Source organism: Pseudarthrobacter sp. DSP2-3-2b1 (assembly GCF_049895945.1).
GTDB lineage: Bacteria > Actinomycetota > Actinomycetes > Actinomycetales > Micrococcaceae > Arthrobacter.
The window spans coordinates 7,905-25,412 of record NZ_JAFCTI010000024.1 but is presented as its reverse complement, the minus strand read 5'-3'; the positions used below and the strand labels follow the sequence as shown (position 1 = coordinate 25,412).

Genomic DNA, 17,508 nt, shown 5'->3' with positions numbered 1-17,508 from the left:
TTCCAGCCTGCGGTCCGCCACGGACTTCAGGTGGCGTTTTTCGATGCTGACCGGGTGGTGGCGTTCCCGCCAGGTCCTGGCCTTCTGCCGGAACCGGGAAGCGATGAGTTCCCCGGCGGGACACCCGCGCGCCGGGTTGGGCGCCCCGGGGTCCAGGAAATGCGCCTCCAGTGCAGCCGCGCCGGTGGGGTCAATGTTGGTGGTCTCATCCACCATCACCCGGGCATGCTGCCACGAAATGGTCCCGTCCTGCAATGCCGACAGGGTCAACGGCAAAGCGGTGGTTAGTTCCAGGGATTCGGCCAGCAGGGCACCGGCGGTCCGCTCACCGACAGTCAGGGCGCATGCGACCTCGGCGACCAACGACATTTCCTGAGCCGTGGCCTCCTGCGGCGACTGCCCCGGCGGGTCCAACGCTGCACAGACCTCGACCAATTCCGCGAGGACCCGGACCTTCTCCGCCGCCGTCCGGGCCTCGAGCCGGGCAATCCCAACCAACCGGTCCAGGCAATAATCCTTCCGCCGGCGCAACGGATCCGACGGGAACAATACCTCGTCTTGAGGCTCGTCCTGAACCGCATCCCAAGGACCGTCACCACCGTCGCCAGCGCCGCCATCGTCGCCGGGACGAACGGGGACGGGGACAGCGGCGGGGACAGCGACAGCGGCAACGGCAGCGGACGCCATGATGCGCTCCAGAACCTCGTCCGCCGTCGTGCTTTCCATACCCCCATCATCCTGCGAGGCACCGACAATTAAGGCGCGGAGGAAGGCCTATGTGGATAACCCCGCGGAGAAAGAACCTGGCACACGAACTCGGGCTTGGCCATCCGCTTCCAAGGCGGCGGCCCCGCGCGGGAAATGGCAAATGCCTGTTCCCTTTTCGGGTCCGATCACGTGCCGTTTTGGGGATGCGCGGCATGCTCCGGTAACCTATTCAGGTTGGTGACGTGTCCGAGCGGCCGAAGGTGCAACACTCGAAATGTTGTTTGGTGTCAAAGCCAACGTGGGTTCAAATCCCACCGTCACCGCCAATAAGAAAGGCCCTGGTTTCCTTGTAAAAACGGGAACCAGGGCCTTTGCTTTATCCGGCACGGCTTCCCGGCGAACGTATGCGCCCCAGCGGCCGCCCGCCGTCGGACGGCCGCCAGACGCGCACCGAAAGGCGCGCAGGCCAACTGCAGGCGTTAGTGCTCGGCCTCTGCGGCAGCCTTCTTGGCGGCCTTTTCGGCATCCTTCTCCGCGCGCAGCGCGTCAGCGTCGTGCTGCTCCTCGGCTTTTTCCTGGTGGATGACCTCCGCCAGAAGCTTCTCCATCTCCTTGGCCACGCCGGCGGCTGAGGCCGGGTTCTGGCCGGTCACCAGCCGTTCGTCCACCACCACCTTCTCCTCAAAGACATCAGCGGAGACGTGGGTGGCGCCTTGTTCCTCAAGCCGATCGGCCAGGAAGAACGGGATGACCTTGTCCTTGCCTGCGGCGACTTCCTCGTCGTTAGTGAACGCGGCCACCTTCCTGCCCTCGACAATCCGGAAGCCGTTGGCCAGTTCCACATTCAACAGTCCGGCCGGCCCGTGGCAGACAGCGCCCACCACACCGCCCTTGTTGTAGACGCTGGCTACGAGCTTCTGCAGGCCTTCGCTGTCCGGGAAGTCCCACATGGTGCCGTGGCCACCCACAAGGAAGACGGCGTCGTACTGCTCTGGATCAACCACGTCAACGCGGGCAGTGTTGTACAGGCCTGCACGGGTGGTCTCGTCCTCCGTGAACGCAACCTGAATCGGGTCACTCGAGTCGACCTCGTCCCGCGGGGGCTGGCCGCCCTTGATGGATGCGAAGTCGACAAAATGCCCGGAATCCTTGAAGACCTTCCACGGATGAGCAGCCTCGGCCACGTTGTAGCCGGTCTTCTCGCCCGTATCGCCAATCTCGGAAACGCTGGTCAGTACCATGAGGATTTTCTTCATGAAATGCTCCTATCGTCCAACTCCCCACCCTACGCCCAGCCGAATACAGGTGGGCAAGAGGGAAGCTGGACGCCCAAGCCAACCCGTCAGAGCTTGTCTGTTCTGTCCTCACCCTTGTGGCCGGTTCCGCGCAGGTTTTCCTGCACTTTGCCGAAGAGGTCCTTGATGGTGGACTCCGTGTTGGTGAGCATGTCCGGCTGCAGATAAACCTGCTGGCTTCCCGGAATGCTGTAGCTCGCCTGCAGGCCGCCACTGCCCTGCACCCCTTGAAGCGCGATGGTCACGCCGCCTTCCTTGCGCGCAATGGCCGCGATTTTCCCGAACACCAAAGTGAACTCGTCGGGCTCGAAGCTGACGGTCTGCCCGATGTGCGTGCGGTTGAGCTCGCTGGCCGGGGTTGCCTTCTCGTTGCCAGTTCCTGAGTAGTTCATCGTGTGCTCCCTGAGGTTGTTGGCGACTTACGCGAGCAGTCTAGCCCCGACCCCATCCGCGGTACATAGCCAGCAAGGGCGAGAGAGTTGGGGTCCGCGGCAAGCACTGCGAGACTGGGTCCTGAACGCCGCCCGTCACCTTGAGGAGCCATCCATGACGCCCGCACCTGCCGCCGCAGGCCAACCAAACCGCATCACGAAGCTGTTCGGTACCGAGGTTCCAGTGGTCCTTGGCCCTTTCGGCGGCGTCTCCTCCGTGGAGCTGACAGCTGCCGTGAGCGACGGCGGCGGGCTGGGTTCCTACGGCCTGTACGGTTATGGCGCCGACGCGATCCGTAACACCGCCGCTGAGCTCCGGAAGGCCACGCCCAGGCCTTTCGCCTTGAACCTCTGGATTCCCACCGGCGACGAACCCGCAGCGCTCACCAGCAAAGTTTTCGACCAGTACGCCGCGAAACTCCGGCCCTACTTCGACGAAGTGAACGTGCCCCTTCCGGACATGCCTGACCGCTACCTGCCGGACTACGACGAACAGGTGGCGGCAACGCTGGAAGCGGCTCCCGCCGTCGTGAGTTTCGTGTTTGGTGTGCCGGCACCGGAACTCGTGGAGGCAGCACACCAGCGCGGAATCGTGGTGGTGGGCACCGCAACCACCGTTGCGGAGGCCGTGGCCCTGGAGGCCGGCGGGGTGGATGCCGTGGTTGCCAGCGGCATGGAATCCGGCGGCCACCGGGTCTCGTTCCTGAAACCAGCTGAGGAGTCCCTCATTGGCACGTTCGCCCTGGTCCCCCAGGTGGCGGACGCCATCAGCATCCCAGTGATCGCCGCCGGCGCTATCGCCGACCGCCGCGGCTACGCTGCCGCGCGGGCACTCGGCGCCGACGCCGTCCAGGTGGGGACCGCTTTCCTGGCCACCCGCGAGTCGGCCGCGGTCCCGGCCTACCGTGCCATCCTCCACTCCCCGGCCGCCGGCCAAACCGTGCTGACACGGGTCCTCAGCGGACGGCTGGCCCGCGGCATCCCCAACCGCGTCATCGCCGAACTTTCCGAGGCCAGCGAGGCTGGCGAGCTGGCCCCGTTCCCCGCCCAGAACTGGCTCACCGGACGCTTCCGCCCCCAGGCAGCCGCGCAGGGAAACACGGAGCTGATGTCATTGTGGGCAGGCCAGGCCGCATCATTGGTCCGCCACGAGTCCGCCGCTGACGTCCTGGCCGAACTTCTGGCCGGCCCCTAACCAACTGTAGAATCTGAGGGTCGCGCTGGCCCGCCGGACCACAGCGCAGGACAACAACGTGCCTCACCGCGGCGGCATCGAACAGAAACACCAGGAACGAGGGAGGACCCGTGCGGACGCATCACGGCCGGGCTCCGTTCCATTTCCTCCGCGCCGCTGCGGTGTCCACCGGCATCCTGACCCTCGCCGGGGCTGCGCACGCGTTCGGCGGCGGAGACCTTCCTGCCCCGCCGATCCTGCTGGCTGTGCTGGCTCTGACAGCGCTGGTAGCTACTACGGCCACCCGCCTGAAACTCAATGTTCCCGCCATGGCAGCCCTCCTGGGCTCCGGCCAATTGGCGCTCCACGAACTCTTCACAGCCTTCAGCGCTCCCGCCCTTTCCATTGGCTCCGTTGGCCGGCTGGCAGCGGAACCCCACCACGGGGCAGCTGCGCCCGTCCTCGAAACCGCCGCGCACCTGCACGGCCAGGACTCCCACACCGGAACCCTGATGCTGGCGGCACACATCGCGGCCACAGCGGCGTGCGCGCTGCTCCTGGCCAAAGGCGAAGATTCGCTGTGGGCCCTCGCCGCGTGGCTGAGGCCGTTGGCCCAGCTACCGGAGGCTGTAACGCCCGACGCCGGTCCGGCACCGGCGGTGTCCGGCCCACCGCCGGTTTTCCCGTTCCGTCCCTGGCGGAACCTCAGGGTGGACAGCCGACGCGGCCCGCCTTCCGCCGTCGTGCTTCCCTGACCTGCCCGCGCCGGATCCGACCGCTGACGGGCAACAATCCGTACTTCCGCACGCCCATTCCGGCGTGCGTTCGAAAGGCATACCCATGAACACCACCTTCCTCCGCCGCACCCTTACGGCGGCAGCAGCGACCGGCGGCGCCGCCGTCCTGGTCCTCACCGCCGCAGCGGGCGCTTCGGCCCACGTTGGCGTCACGCCGGACAAGACAGCGGCCAACTCCTATGCCCTCCTGACGTTCGGCATTCCGCATGGCTGCGAGGAGTCGGGCACTACAAAGGTGGCCATTACGCTGCCGGCCGAGCTCAACGATGCCCAGCCCACGGTGAACCCGAACTGGACAGTGGAGAAGGTAACCGAACAGCTCGCCGAGCCCAGGAAACTGGCCGACGGAACGTCCATCACCAAGCGCACCAGCCAGATCGTCTACACAGCCAAGACTCCGCTGGACCACGAACTGCGCGATGCCCTGGTGCTATCCGTCAAGCTTCCGGATACTGCGGGCTCAACGCTCTATTTCCCCACCCTGCAGACATGCGAGACGGGCCAGACCGACTGGTCGGAAATCGCCAAGGACGGCCAGGACCCGCACTCGCTGAAAGCTCCGGCGCCGTCCATCAGCGTCACTGCGGCAGCCAGCACAGACGGCCACGGGGCTTCAACAGAAACGGCGGCGCACAGCACCGAACAGGCGGCCGCTGTGACTGACAGCGGCGCCGACGCGCGCAGCTGGGCGGGACTAGCCGCCGGACTCGGCGGTCTGGCACTAGGCGGGGCCGCATGGGCGCGCAGCGGATCCAGGCGGCCAGGCGGAGAAGCCAAGTAACACTCGCGAATTTGATGCCCGGATGTCACGATCCGGGCATCAAATCCGCCTGCCCTGCCGTGGCATCGTTGACTCCAGCCACACTGGCCGCAATGGTTATGCCATGAAGTCTCTGGGAATGCCACAGGTGTTTGTCCTTTCGACGGCGGCCGCTGCTGCCGTGCTGATGCTCAGCGCCTGCGGACCAAGCCAGGCGCAGCCGCAGGGTACGACGACGCCGGGCACCGGCTCCGCCAGCCCCACCACTTCGCCGGCGTCCCCGAGCCCGTCCCCGCCGCCGTCGTCGTCCGCCCCCGGAACCACCGCACCAGGCGCTCCTGCGCTCTGCAAGGCGGCCACACTCTCAGCAGCCACGGACGCGTCCGGCGGCGGCGCGGCCGGCAGCGTGTACATGAAGCTGAACCTCACCAACACCGGCACGGCGCCGTGCCTGCTGAAGGGTTTCCCGGGGGTATCGCTGACGGCCAGCGCCGAAGGAGAACCGATCGGCGCGCCGGCTACGCGGGACGAAGCGAACCCGGTGGTGGACGTCCTGCTCGCGCCGGGCCAGACCGGAACCGCTGTGCTCCGCTACACGCAGGCAGGCAACTACAGTGACTGCACCCCGGTGGCTGCCGCGGGCTACCGCGTGTACCCGCCGGAGGACACCGCCTCGCTCTTCCTGCCCCAGCCTGTCAACGCCTGCAGCAACGCGAACATCGCGCTCCTGAGCGTGGGGGCCTTCCAGCCCGCCTAGTTCCCGGATTTGATCCGCTGCTATGGGCGTGGCTGCAAATAGTAAGTACACTTATCTTCCATGACCTCCCTATGGTTGGACCGCGGGCAAACATTCAGTTCTGACACGTTTAAAACCGGCACCAGCTACGACACCGTCGTGGCAGGGGCGGGGCTGACCGGGCTGGTCGCCGCACTGCTCCTGGCCCGGTCGGGTCAGCGGGTCCTGGTCCTCGAGGCCAGATATCCGGGTGCCGTCACCACCGGGAACACCACGGCCAAGGTCACCCTGCTGCAGGGCACCGTACTGTCCGCCTTGGCTAAGCAGTATCCGAAGAAGCAGGTCCACGCGTATGTGGAGGCAAACCGGGAGGGGCAGGCCTGGCTTCTCCGCTACCTCGACGAACATGGCGTCCCTTACCAGCGCCGCGATGCGTACACGTACGCGGCGTCCGCGCAGGGCACCGCTGCCCTCCGCGACGAACAGGCTGCGGCGTCAGCAGCGGGACTCGACGTTGAGTACCTTCGGGAAACCGGCCTGCCGTTCCCTGTCCACGGCGCGCTGCGCCTGGCTGACCAGGCGCAGATCAATCCGATGGACGTCCTGGACACCCTGGTGGCCGACGTCCGCGAGCGCGGTGGCACCATTGTCAGCGGGGTCAGGCTGCGCGATGTCACCGGCAGCCACCCGTTAACGGTCCAGACCGATCAAGGCGACGTGACGGCCAACCAGGTTGTCCTGGCCACAGGCACCCCGGTCCTGGACCGCGGACTTTACTTCGCCAAGCTGAAGCCGAACCGTTCGTACGCCGCAGCAATGGAATTGCCGGAGGGCCAGACGCCTCCGCCGGGCATGTACATCTCCGTCGAACAGCCCACCCACTCGCTCCGGGACTACGAGCGGGACGGCCGCAGGCTCCTTCTGGTGGGCGGCCATGGCCATCCGGTGGGGCGGGCGACGTCGGAAAAAGCCCACCTCACCGGGCTGCTGGACTGGGCAGCCGAGCACTACCCCGGCGCTGTGCCCACCCACACCTGGTCCGCCCAGGATTACCAGGCCACCAACCTGATGCCCTTCTTTGGCAAGCTTCCCCGGGGCCGGGGGCACGTCTACTTCGGCACCGGCTACAACAAGTGGGGCATGACCAACGGGGTGGCCGCAGCCCTCGGTATTGCCAGTGACATCCTCGGCGGGCAGCTGCCCTGGGCGGACACCATCCATCACCGTGTTACCTCGCCCGCCAGCGCATTTTCGGCCGTGGCCCTTAACGCCGGGGTGGCCGCGAAGCTGGCCACGGGGTGGGGGCACCTTGCCGCCGACGGGCGGACGAAAGCGGCGGGCACAGCGCCGGCACCCACCCGGCCACTGGCCGACGGCGAGGGCCTGGTCTATCGCGACGGTGTCCATCCGGTGGCGGTCTCCACCGTCGGGGGGACCACGTGCCGGCTGTCCGCCGTGTGCACGCACCTGGGCGGGATTCTGCACTGGAATGACAGCGAAAAGAGCTGGGACTGCCCTCTGCATGGCTCACGTTTCAGCAACGAGGGGAAGCTCCTGGAAGGCCCGGCAACCAAGGATCTGCCGCCGGCCGGCGCCGCTGGGACCACTGGTGCCGGGGCTGCTGGCGCCGGGTCAGACGCGGTTTGACGTCCGGTAAGGCGGGGCGGAAAGGACCGTTTCCCCTGGTGCCGGAGGGCGCCGGCAATCCTGTCAGTGGGTTAGGGCATGATGGAGGAATGCAGGAGGAACAGGCAGCGGAAGCCGGGACTGGGGCGGTACCGGCAGCTGGTCGCGCGCCGGGTCCGGGGACTCCCATGGGCCGTTTCAGCCGGCCCACCCGGGACTGGTTCCTCGGCGCCTTTTCGGAGCCCACCCCCGCCCAGGACGGTGCCTGGGACGCCATCTCGCACGGTTCGCATGCCCTGGTGGTGGCACCCACCGGCTCCGGTAAAACGCTTGCGGCTTTCCTCTGGGCCTTGGACCGTCTGCTGGTTGCCGCGCCCGCCGCGGACGCGGAATTGCCCGGGCTCGAAGCCGCGGCGGGCGATTTGGCCGCAAATCAGTCGGCAAAGTCGTCTGCCAAAGGGTCCGCGAAGGGTAGGCGGCCGCGGCCGCCCAAGCGCAAAACCCGGGTCCTCTATATCTCCCCGCTGAAAGCCCTCGGCGTGGACGTGGAACGGAACCTGCGCGCACCACTGATCGGCATCACGCAGACCGCCAAGCGGCTGGGGCTTCCTGCGCCGCTGATCACTGTGGGGGTCAGGTCCGGGGACACCACGACGGCGGACCGGCGCTCGCTGCTCAGCAACCCGCCGGACATCCTCATCACCACCCCCGAATCGCTGTTCCTGATGCTCACCTCCCGGGCGCGGGAAACGCTGACGGAGGTGGACACCATCATCGTTGACGAGGTCCACGCCGTCGCCGGAACCAAGCGCGGAGCCCATCTGGCCGTCTCGCTGGAGCGGCTGGACGCCCTGCTGCCGAAGCCCGCCCAGCGGATCGGCCTCTCCGCCACCGTGGAACCCCGCGAGCTGGTGGCGCAGTTCCTGGCCGGTTCCGCACCCGTAGAAATTGTGGCGCCGCCGTCGCGCAAGAACTGGGATCTCACAGTCTCGGTGCCTGTGGAGGACATGTCGGACCTGCCCGCCGCCGCTGGCGCCTTCGACTCCGGACCAGCGTCCGGGCTGCAGCCGCAGGCCTCCATCTGGCCGCATGTGGAGGAGAAGATCGTTGACCTGGTGCTGGCCAACCAGTCCACCATCGTCTTTGCCAACTCACGCCGGCTGGCGGAGCGGCTCACCGCCCGGCTCAACGAAATCTACGCCGAGAGGCAACTGATCCCTGTTGGTGGCGGTTGGAATGATGCCTCGGGTGCCGGGGACCCGCCGTCGTCTCCGGGCGCCCCCACATCCGGTGTCGCAGCCTCCGGTGTCGCCACCTCCACAGCAACGCCTGCCCACATGATGGCGCAGGCCGGCAGTACAGCAGGGGCTGATCCGCTGTTGGCCCGCGCCCACCACGGCTCGGTGTCCAAGGACCAGCGCGCCCTCATCGAGGACGATCTGAAGTCCGGGCGCCTGCGCTGCGTGGTGGCCACTTCATCGCTGGAACTCGGCATCGATATGGGCGCGGTGGACCTGGTGGTTCAGGTTGAATCCCCGCCCTCGGTGGCCAGCGGGCTGCAGCGGGTGGGCCGTGCCGGGCACCAGGTGGGCGAAATTTCCCAGGGCGTGCTGTTTCCGAAGCACCGGGCGGACCTCGTGCACACCGCCATCACCGTGGAGCGGATGCTCCAGGGAAAGATCGAACGGCTTTTTGTCCCTGCAAATCCCTTGGACATCCTTGCCCAGCAGACCGTCGCCGCCACCGCTCTGGGCAGCATCGACGTTGAGGACTGGTTCGCCACGGTGCGCCGGTCAGCACCCTTCGCGTCCCTCCCCCGTTCTGCGTTCGAGGCAACCCTTGATCTGTTGGCCGGCCGCTATCCTTCCGACGAATTCGCCGAGCTGCGGCCGCGCATCATCTGGGACCGGAATGCCGGCACCATCGAGGGCCGGCCCGGCGCCCAGCGGCTGGCAGTCACCTCCGGCGGGACCATCCCGGACCGCGGCCTGTTCGGCGTCTACATCATCGGCACCGAGGTGGAGGGCTCCGGCTCCCCGGGCACAGACGGAAAACCTGCTCCGTCTCCGTCCAAGGGCGGCCGGCGGGTGGGCGAGCTCGACGAGGAAATGGTCTACGAGTCCCGCGTGGGTGACATCTTTGCCCTCGGCGCCACCAGCTGGAAGATCGAGGACATCACCCATGACCGGGTCCTGGTCTCCCCTGCCTTCGGGCAACCGGGGAAGCTGCCCTTCTGGAAAGGGGACTCGCTGGGCCGGCCGGTGGACCTGGGCCGCGCGCTGGGCGCCTTCGTGCGCGAACTTGCAGCGTCCGACGTCGGGCCTGCCACCGAGCGCTGCAAGGCCAGTGGGCTGGATGACTTCGCAGCGAACAACCTGATCCAGTACCTGACCGAGCAGAAGCTCGCCACTGATGTGGTGCCCAGTGACACCACGCTCATTGTGGAACGGTTCCACGATGAACTTGGCGACTGGCGGGTGATCCTGCACAGTCCTTTCGGGATGCCCGTGCACGCGCCGTGGGCCCTCGCCGTAGGGCAGCGGCTACACCAGCGGTATGGCATGGACGGTTCCGCCATGGCCGCCGACGACGGCATTGTGCTTCGCGTCCCCATGATGGAGGACGAGCCCCCGGGCGCCGAGCTTTTCCTGTTTGATCCCGAAGAGCTGGAGCAGATTGTCACCGCCGAGGTCGGCGGCAGCGCGCTCTTCGCCTCCCGCTTCAGGGAGTGCGCCGCCCGGGCCCTGCTGCTGCCCCGCCAGACCCCAGGCAAGCGCCAACCCCTGTGGCAGCAGCGCCAACGGTCCGCGCAACTGCTCGACGTCGCACGGAAATACCCCACCTTCCCGATCGTGCTGGAGACTGTGCGTGAATGCCTCCAGGACGTCTACGATCTTCCCGCGCTGAAGGACATCGCGGCCTCGGTGGAACGCCGGGAACTGAGGATCGTGCAGACCACCACGCAGCAGCCCTCGCCGTTCGCGAAGTCCTTGCTGTTCGGGTACGTTGCCCAGTTCCTCTATGAAGGCGACTCTCCCCTGGCCGAGCGCAGGGCTGCTGCCCTGGCACTCGATTCCACGCTGCTCAATGAGCTCCTTGGCCGGGTTGAGCTCCGCGAGTTGCTGGACGCCAAAGTCATCGAGGCCACGGAACTCGAACTCCAGCGCCTTGCGCCGGACCGCAGGGCACGCGGCATGGAAGGCGTCGCAGACCTGCTCCGGCTGCTGGGGCCGCTCACACCTGAAGAGGTCGCGGCCCGGCTGGAACCGGCCGTTGTGGTCGGGGCTGCCGGAGTAGTTGAGGCAGCAGCAGCGGCTGAGGAAGCACCGGCAGCTGAACCCGATCAAACGCTTGAAACTGTCGAAGCACCCAGAGGCGGGCCTGGCGGCGTGGATGAGCCGGACGGGATCCCCGCTGTTGAGCATGTCGAAACCCCGCATGCGGACACCGCACTGGCTGCTTCGCATCTGACCGCGCTTCAGCGGGCCAACCGGGCCATCAAAGTCAACATCGGCGGGGCCGAGCGCTACGCCGCGGTCGAGGATGCCGCCCGCCTGCGCGATGCCATCGGCGTTCCCCTGCCCATGGGCGTTCCGTTAGCCTTCATCGAGCCGGTCGCGGACCCCCTGGACGACCTCGTCTCACGGTACGCCCGGACGCACGGTCCCTTCACCGCCGGCGAGGCGGCGGCCCGGCTGGGACTGGGCGTGGCCGTCGTCGGTACAGCATTGAAGCGGCTCGCCGCAGACGGCCGCGTGGTGGAAGGCGAGTTCAGGCCGCACGCCGTTGTGCCACAGACCCAGGCGCTCGAACCAGATTCCGCGGCCACAGGTCCGGCACCCCGGGACGTTCCGGATCACCGGCCCACCACTGGCACCACCACCAGCGAGTGGTGCGATGCAGAAGTCCTCCGCAAGCTCCGCCGTCGTTCCCTGGCAGCATTGCGCGCCGAAGTGGAGCCCGTGGACGCCGCCGCCTACGGCCGTTTCCTCCCGGCGTGGCAGCACGTCCGCACCCCTGGGGGCGGGCGTGGGCAGCCATCATTGCGCGGGCTGGACGGGATTGTCACCGCGATCGACCAGCTGTCCGGCGTCCCGGTACCGGCGTCGGCGTGGGAGCCGCTGGTCCTGGCCAGCCGGGTGTCCAACTACCAGCCCGCCATGCTCGATGAACTGATGGCGGCCGGCGAGGTGCTGTGGTCCGGGGCCGGCGCACTGGCCGGCAACGACGGCTGGGTCAGCCTCCACCTGGCTGATTCTGCCGACCTGACCTTGAACCCCGCCATCGAATACGAACCGGGGGATGCGCAGCAGCGCCTTCTCGAGCACCTCCGCAACAACGGTGGCGGCTACTTTTTCCGCCAGCTGACGGATATCGCCGGGGGCATGGACACCGTCCTCAGCGACCAGGACGTGGTGACCGCACTCTGGGACCTGGCCTGGGCGGGCCGCATCACCGGCGATACGTTCGCGCCGGTCCGCGCGCTCATCGCCGGCGGCCACACTGCCCACCGCCAGGTGGCGCGGGCACCCCGCGCGCGTGCACCCCGTTTGAGCCGGCTGGGACGCTCGCATGGCAGCGGCCTGCTGGGCGCCTCCGGGCTTGGTACGGCGGGAAATGGGGGCGGGAGATACGGTACTTCGTCCGGGGCTGCGGCCACTCCCCCGTTGGCTGCCGGCCGCTGGTCTGCCCTTCCGCTGCCGGAGCTGGATGCCACCATCCATGCACGTGCCACCGCTGAGCTGCTGCTGGACCGCTACGGCGTGGTGACACGGGGATCGGTGATGGCGGAGCAGATTCTTGGCGGTTTCGGCCTGATGTACAAGGTTCTGGCGCGGCTGGAGGAAGCGGGCCGGTGCCGTCGCGGGTACTTCATCGAACACCTTGGGGCTGCCCAGTTTGCCGTCCCCGCAACGGTGGACCGGCTCAGGTCCTACGCCGAAGACACGCAGCTGGCAAAGTCCGAACCTGTGGCTCTGGCCCTTGCCGCTACGGATCCGGCCAACCCTTATGGTGCGGCGCTGCCGTGGCCCGCCCTCAACGTTGAGGCAGGCACCGGGCACCGGCCCGGGCGGAAAGCCGGCGCCCTGGTGGTGCTTGTGGACGGGGCGCTGGTTCTTTACGTGGAGCGCGGCGGAAAAACACTGCTGGTCTTCAGCGAGGACGAGGCTGTTTTGTCGGCCGCGGGCGCAGCGCTGGTGAGTGTGGTCACCCGGGGTGCCATCGACAAACTGATCATGGAAAAGGTCAACGGTCACGGCATCCTGGACACCCCGGTGGCCGCGGCGCTGGCGGCAGCCGGCGCCTACTCCACACCGAAGGGACTGAGGATCCGTGCCTGAGGGAGATTCCGTCTGGCGGGCCGCCAACCAGCTGCATCAGGCATTGGCGGGACAGCAGCTGACCGCCTCCGATTTTCGCGTCCCCCGGTTTGCCACCCTCAACCTCGCCGGCTGGACCGTCAACGAGGTGGTACCCCGCGGCAAGCACCTGCTGATGCGCGTTCAAGGTCCGGAGCGACCTGTCGTGGCGGGCGCGCCAGGTCAGGAAGTCCAGAAGCTGACCATCCACTCGCACCTGAAAATGGAGGGGGCATGGCAGGTTTACCCACCGGGCGGACGCTGGCGGAAGCCGGGATTCACGGCACGGTGCGTGCTGCGCACTGCGGTGGCTGACGCCGTCGGCTTTTCCCTGGGCATTGTTGAGGTGGTCCGGACCGCGGATGAGGACAAGATTGTCGGTCATTTGGGGCCGGACCTGCTCGGTCCGGACTGGGATCCCGCCGAAGCCGGACGGCGGTTACTTTCAGCCCCGGACGTTCCCGTGGGCGTGGCATTGCTGGACCAGCGAAACCTCGCAGGCATCGGCAACATCTACCGCTGCGAAACCTGCTTCCTGTCCGGAATCCATCCGGCGTCGCCCATTTCCGCTGTGGCCGATCTCCAGACGATGATGGCCGACGCGAAGCAACTCCTGGAGGCCAATTTGGGCCCCGGCCGCCGCGTCACCATCCTCAATCCGCGCGGGATGCCGGTGGGAAGGATGGCCGGGAGGCCCGGATATTGGGTGTACCGCCGCGAACACCAGCCGTGCCTGAAATGCGGTACCCCGATCCGCCGCGATGTCCTTGGCAAGCTCAATGGCGAGGAGGAGCGGGACATTTATTTCTGCCCGAAGTGCCAGCCGGTTCTGCCGTTAGAAGCGGTGTAGCCCCGACGGTCAGGCAGCTTTAGCCTAGGCGCTGCGGGTTACTGGTTCCGGCACCTCGGAATCACCGGCAACCGGGGTGGGTTCCGCCGGCGCATCCTTCGCCGGCAGTGCCGCAGGGACCATAAACCAGGGGAGCAGCAACTGGACAAGCGGGCCAATGGCGAGGGCATAGACCACTGTGCCAATGCCCACCGATCCGCCAAGCAGCCAACCGACGCCCAGCACCACCACTTCGATCAGAGTGCGGGATGTCCGGACGGACCAGCCTGTCCGCCGGGCCAAGCCGGTCATGAGGCCGTCCCTGGCACCGGGACCGAACCGTGCGCCGATGTAGCAGGCGGACGCAATTCCATTCAGGATCACGGCGCCGGCCAGCATCCCCGCCTGGCCGCCCAGATGCGAGAACGCTGGAATCAGGGCGAGGCCGATATCCGCAAAAACGCCCACCAGAATGGCGTTGCAGAGTGTGCCAAACCCTGGCCGCTGCCGCAGCGGAATCCATAGCAACAGCACCAGAAAACTGACAAAGATGACCACCACGCCGATACTCAGTCCGGTCCGCCCGGCCACGCCCTGGTGGAAGACGTCCCAAGGGTCCAGGCCAAGTCCGGCGCGGATAAACATCGCCAGGGAGACGCCGTACATGGCGAGGCCTATAAATAGCTGGAGGAGTCTGCGGGTCAACATAGCGACAACTGTGGCAGGAAACTGGCATTGAATTACATAGCCAGTTTGAGATACTGGCATCATGTCCGCTTCCTTGAACCCGTCCGCACTGGCACGTCTCCTTGGCCAGTGGAGCCTAGGCAACGCTCCCGCCTACCGCGAGCTGGCCGACGTCGTACGTCTTCTGATCCTGGACGGCCGGGTGGCCCTGGACACGGCCCTGCCCAGTGAGCGGGCATTCTCTGTTGCCCTGGGCGTCAGCCGGACCACCGTAACCGCAGCCTACGGTCACCTCCGCGAACAAGGTTTTCTCAGCAGCGGCCAGGGCAGCAGGGGCCGCACCCGGATACCCCGCCTGACGCCGTCGGGGCCCACGGTGCTCACGGGATCCACTGGCGGCCGTGGACCGAAGTCGGCGGAGGCATCTTCGCTTCCCGGCCACAAGGCGGCCCGTCTTACGGCTCACGGACTCCAGACCCTGGGATTCGCAGCACCGGGACTCGCGGCACCGGAGGGCCTGATCGACCTCGCCTACGCGTCGCTGCCCGCCAGCGGCGAGATGGTGCATCGCGCATTCGCGGCAGCCCTCACCGAGCTGCCTGCCTTGCTGCCGGGATTCGGATATGACGCCATCGGCCTGCTTCCACTCCGAGAGGCGGTTGCCTCACGATATACCGCGGCCGGCGTCCCCACCACTGCAGATCAGATCCTGGTGACGTCCGGCGCGCAGCATGCACTGAACGTCATCATCCGGGCTCTGGCCGGCCGGCAGGACAAGGTTCTGGTTGAGCATCCGAGCTACCCCAACGCCTTGGATGCCATCCGCGCCGCTGGCTGCCGTGCCGTCCCTGTGGCTTTTACTGCCGGGCCCGGCACCGGCACAACCATCGCCGGCAGCGGCGGCCCGGAAGCTCCGGCGTGGGACATGCAGGCGGTGCAGGCGGCAATGATCCAGCAGCGGCCCAAGATGGCGTACATGGTGCCCGATTTCCACAACCCGACCGGCCAGCAGATGCCGGACCTCCAGAGGCGCCAGCTGGTCCGGGCGGCTGCTGCCAGTGGAACGGTCCTGGTGGTGGATGAGACCCTCCGGGAGTTGAACCTCGACGGCGCCGTAACAAGTCACGTAGCAGCGTTCAGTCACGCGGTGGTGACCATCGGCTCGCTCAGCAAATCCCATTGGGCCGGGCTTCGAACAGGCTGGATCCGGGCGCCGAAAGCCATGATCCAGCGGTTTGCTGCGGCCCGTTCCTCATTGGACCTGGGCGGACCGGCCATGGAACAGCTTGCGGCGGCACACCTGGTCCGCGCCCTCGACGAACCGCTTCCCGCTAGGCTTGCCAACCTGCGGGAGAGCCGGGCGGTCCTCCTGGAACTCCTTACCGGGCATCTTCCCGAGTGGGAAACTCCGCGCCCGGCCGGCGGGTTGTCCGTCTGGTGCAGGCTCCCGGCACCAATCAGCACGGCGCTCACAGTGATCGCCCCCGATTTCGGTATCCGCCTGGCAGCAGGACCGCGCTTCGGAATCGGCGGTGCTTTCGAACGCTGCCTCAGGGTGCCTTTCACGCTGCCTCCGGAAAAACTGGAAACAGCGGTTCATGCCCTGCGGTCAGCCCAGGACAGGCTCGACGCCGCCCCGCAGCTCCGCCGCACCCTGAAGAAGGCCCCGGCTGTGGCCATCGCCTGACGCTTTGGCCCGCCCACGCCAGCGTGCATTTCCGGGGACCGGACAAGTTCAGGCGGCCGCGCCCTTCCCTGGTAGCCGCACCTCAGGCGGCCGCGCCCTTCCCTGGTAGCCGCACCTCAGGCGCCGCGCCCTTCCCTGCGGCGGCGCTGGCGGCTACGGACCCGTTTCCCGCGCCCCGGCCCATCCGCTGCTTCGCAGTGTTGGTGCCGGCCCCGATGGGCACATGCGAGGTGGCCTTGGCCAGCCCAAACTCCGGCATGCCGTTGTAAACCACTTCGATGCCGGCCGCGGGAACCTGATAGGTCTCGTGCCATACTCCAACGTCCCCGGTCCCGGAGAGCTCCTTCATGAAGCGCCGCCAAGGTGCCAGATGGGGGGATTCCCGGTCCGCGGCAAACCGCCGCAGGTGTTCGGGGCTCTCCCAGTAGCTGAGCAGAACGGTGGTCCGCCCGAACCACTGCTCATATCCAAGCATTCCCGACGCTGGATCGGCCGCCAGGTGCTGCAGCATCCGGGGCATCGATGATGCCACCTTGCCTACGGTCCCGAACTTCCACCAGCGGTTCGCGCGCATGCCGATCAGGAAGACCGTCACGGATTCCCGCTCCGGGTCAGCGGTATACCGGCCGGCAAATACCTTCTGCGCCATGACAACTCCTTAGACTCAAAGTTTCATAACCTTGTTTCATAACAACGTTACGAAACAAGGTTATGAAACAATGGGCCACATGGCAAGACCCATCGTTCATACGGATTCCCTGCGGCAGGAACTGCTGGCCGTCACTGCCGAGCTGGTGGACCGCGACGGCCCGGCCAAGGTTACGCTGCGGGATGTGGCAGCCGCCGCCGCGACGTCCACTTCGGCTGTGTACTCGCTGTTCGGCGGCAAATCCCAGCTCCTGACTGCGGTGGTTGACGACGGTTTCCGGTCATTTCACAACTCACAGGCGGCCGCGGCGGAAGGCGGCCTGCCAGGCCTTGGCGTGGCCTACCGAGCCTGGGCCTTGGCCCACCAGGCGCTCTACCGGCTGATGTTCGGCGGCGCACTCGCAGCGTATGTCGATTGCCAACCCACCCCGGACGTGGCCGCAAATGCCATGGTCCCCCTGATCAAAGCCGTCTCTGCAGCCCAGGCGGCTGGCAGGCTGCTGCCGGCACCCGCTGAGATGGTCGCCGTCGCCATCTGGGGACAGGTCCACGGCCTGGTTAGCCTGGAACTTGCCGAGGTGGGGCCGCCGGAGGCCGATTGGGCCGCCGTCTACAGCGCCGCACTCGACGCCATCGGCCGCGGCTGGGCCGCCTGACGCCACAGTTACGAAACCGGCCGAAGCCGTACGCGAAGGACCTTCCGACTGGCCGTTTCGACGGTTCCCTGCCCGCTCGATGGTCAGCGACGTCGAGTGCGCAGGGAACCGTCG

At 67.1% G+C, this 17,508-nt stretch carries 13 protein-coding genes, 1 tRNA gene and 1 pseudogene; 10 read left to right on the top strand and 5 right to left on the bottom strand.

Annotation, left to right across the window (positions count from 1 at the left end):
- Positions 1-726, bottom strand: a pseudogene (locus ACP7AX_RS19015) (HNH endonuclease signature motif containing protein); the annotation flags it as partial.
- A 218-nt stretch (positions 727-944) separates the two neighbouring features.
- Between ACP7AX_RS19015 and ACP7AX_RS19010 the strand changes: the two are divergent.
- Positions 945-1,034, top strand: a tRNA-Ser gene (locus tag ACP7AX_RS19010).
- 153 nt (positions 1,035-1,187) lie between these two features.
- Here the strand turns inward: ACP7AX_RS19010 and ACP7AX_RS19005 are convergent.
- Entirely contained in the window at positions 1,188-1,964 is a 777-nt protein-coding gene (locus ACP7AX_RS19005) for a type 1 glutamine amidotransferase domain-containing protein (protein WP_426228733.1), read from the bottom strand.
- A gap of 86 nt (positions 1,965-2,050) precedes the next feature.
- Entirely contained in the window at positions 2,051-2,395 is a 345-nt protein-coding gene (locus tag ACP7AX_RS19000; protein ID WP_131685273.1) for a hypothetical protein, read from the bottom strand.
- Between the two features lie 154 nt (positions 2,396-2,549).
- Here ACP7AX_RS19000 and ACP7AX_RS18995 point away from each other — a divergent pair, with 154 nt between their 5' ends.
- The 7 genes from ACP7AX_RS18995 to ACP7AX_RS18965 all read left to right on the top strand — a co-directional run bounded on the left by ACP7AX_RS18995 (position 2,550) and on the right by ACP7AX_RS18965 (position 13,737).
- Positions 2,550-3,629, top strand: coding sequence for an NAD(P)H-dependent flavin oxidoreductase (locus ACP7AX_RS18995; protein ID WP_426228730.1), 1,080 nt, complete (start codon positions 2,550-2,552; stop codon positions 3,627-3,629).
- A 110-nt stretch (positions 3,630-3,739) separates the two neighbouring features.
- Positions 3,740-4,363 carry a hypothetical protein gene (locus ACP7AX_RS18990; protein ID WP_426228728.1) on the top strand — a complete coding sequence of 208 codons (624 nt, stop codon included), beginning with the start codon at positions 3,740-3,742 and terminating at the stop codon, positions 4,361-4,363.
- 85 nt (positions 4,364-4,448) lie between these two features.
- Positions 4,449-5,186 (top strand): YcnI family protein, encoded by a 738-nt coding sequence (locus ACP7AX_RS18985; RefSeq protein WP_426228726.1) that lies wholly within the window; start codon positions 4,449-4,451, stop codon positions 5,184-5,186.
- Positions 5,187-5,289: 103 nt separating this feature from the next.
- The gene (locus ACP7AX_RS18980) at positions 5,290-5,922 is read left to right on the top strand and encodes a DUF4232 domain-containing protein (RefSeq protein ID WP_426228724.1); all 633 of its coding nucleotides are present in this window, start codon (positions 5,290-5,292) and stop codon (positions 5,920-5,922) included.
- A 60-nt stretch (positions 5,923-5,982) separates the two neighbouring features.
- Complete coding sequence (locus ACP7AX_RS18975) at positions 5,983-7,548, top strand: FAD-dependent oxidoreductase (protein ID WP_426228722.1); 1,566 nt, start codon at positions 5,983-5,985, stop codon at positions 7,546-7,548.
- A gap of 89 nt (positions 7,549-7,637) precedes the next feature.
- Positions 7,638-12,869 carry an Lhr family ATP-dependent helicase gene (locus tag ACP7AX_RS18970; protein ID WP_426228720.1) on the top strand — a complete coding sequence of 1,744 codons (5,232 nt, stop codon included), beginning with the start codon at positions 7,638-7,640 and terminating at the stop codon, positions 12,867-12,869.
- Positions 12,862-13,737, top strand: coding sequence for an Fpg/Nei family DNA glycosylase (locus ACP7AX_RS18965; protein WP_426228718.1), 876 nt, complete (start codon positions 12,862-12,864; stop codon positions 13,735-13,737). Before ACP7AX_RS18970 ends, ACP7AX_RS18965 begins: the two co-directional genes overlap by 8 nt.
- A 24-nt stretch (positions 13,738-13,761) precedes the next feature.
- Here ACP7AX_RS18965 and ACP7AX_RS18960 read toward each other — a convergent pair whose 3' ends face one another.
- Entirely contained in the window at positions 13,762-14,424 is a 663-nt protein-coding gene (locus ACP7AX_RS18960) for a YczE/YyaS/YitT family protein (RefSeq protein WP_426228716.1), read from the bottom strand.
- Positions 14,425-14,485: 61 nt separating this feature from the next.
- Here ACP7AX_RS18960 and ACP7AX_RS18955 point away from each other — a divergent pair, with 61 nt between their 5' ends.
- Complete coding sequence (locus ACP7AX_RS18955; protein ID WP_426228714.1) at positions 14,486-16,090, top strand: PLP-dependent aminotransferase family protein; 1,605 nt, start codon at positions 14,486-14,488, stop codon at positions 16,088-16,090.
- Between the two features lie 82 nt (positions 16,091-16,172).
- Here the strand turns inward: ACP7AX_RS18955 and ACP7AX_RS18950 are convergent, their stop codons facing one another.
- Positions 16,173-16,739, bottom strand: a complete 567-nt coding sequence (locus ACP7AX_RS18950; protein ID WP_426228712.1) for a DUF4188 domain-containing protein — start codon at positions 16,737-16,739, stop codon at positions 16,173-16,175.
- 79 nt (positions 16,740-16,818) lie between these two features.
- Between ACP7AX_RS18950 and ACP7AX_RS18945 the strand changes: the two genes are divergently transcribed.
- Positions 16,819-17,394 (top strand): TetR-like C-terminal domain-containing protein, encoded by a 576-nt coding sequence (locus ACP7AX_RS18945; protein ID WP_426228710.1) that lies wholly within the window; start codon positions 16,819-16,821, stop codon positions 17,392-17,394.
- The last annotated feature ends 114 nt before the right edge of the window (positions 17,395-17,508 follow it).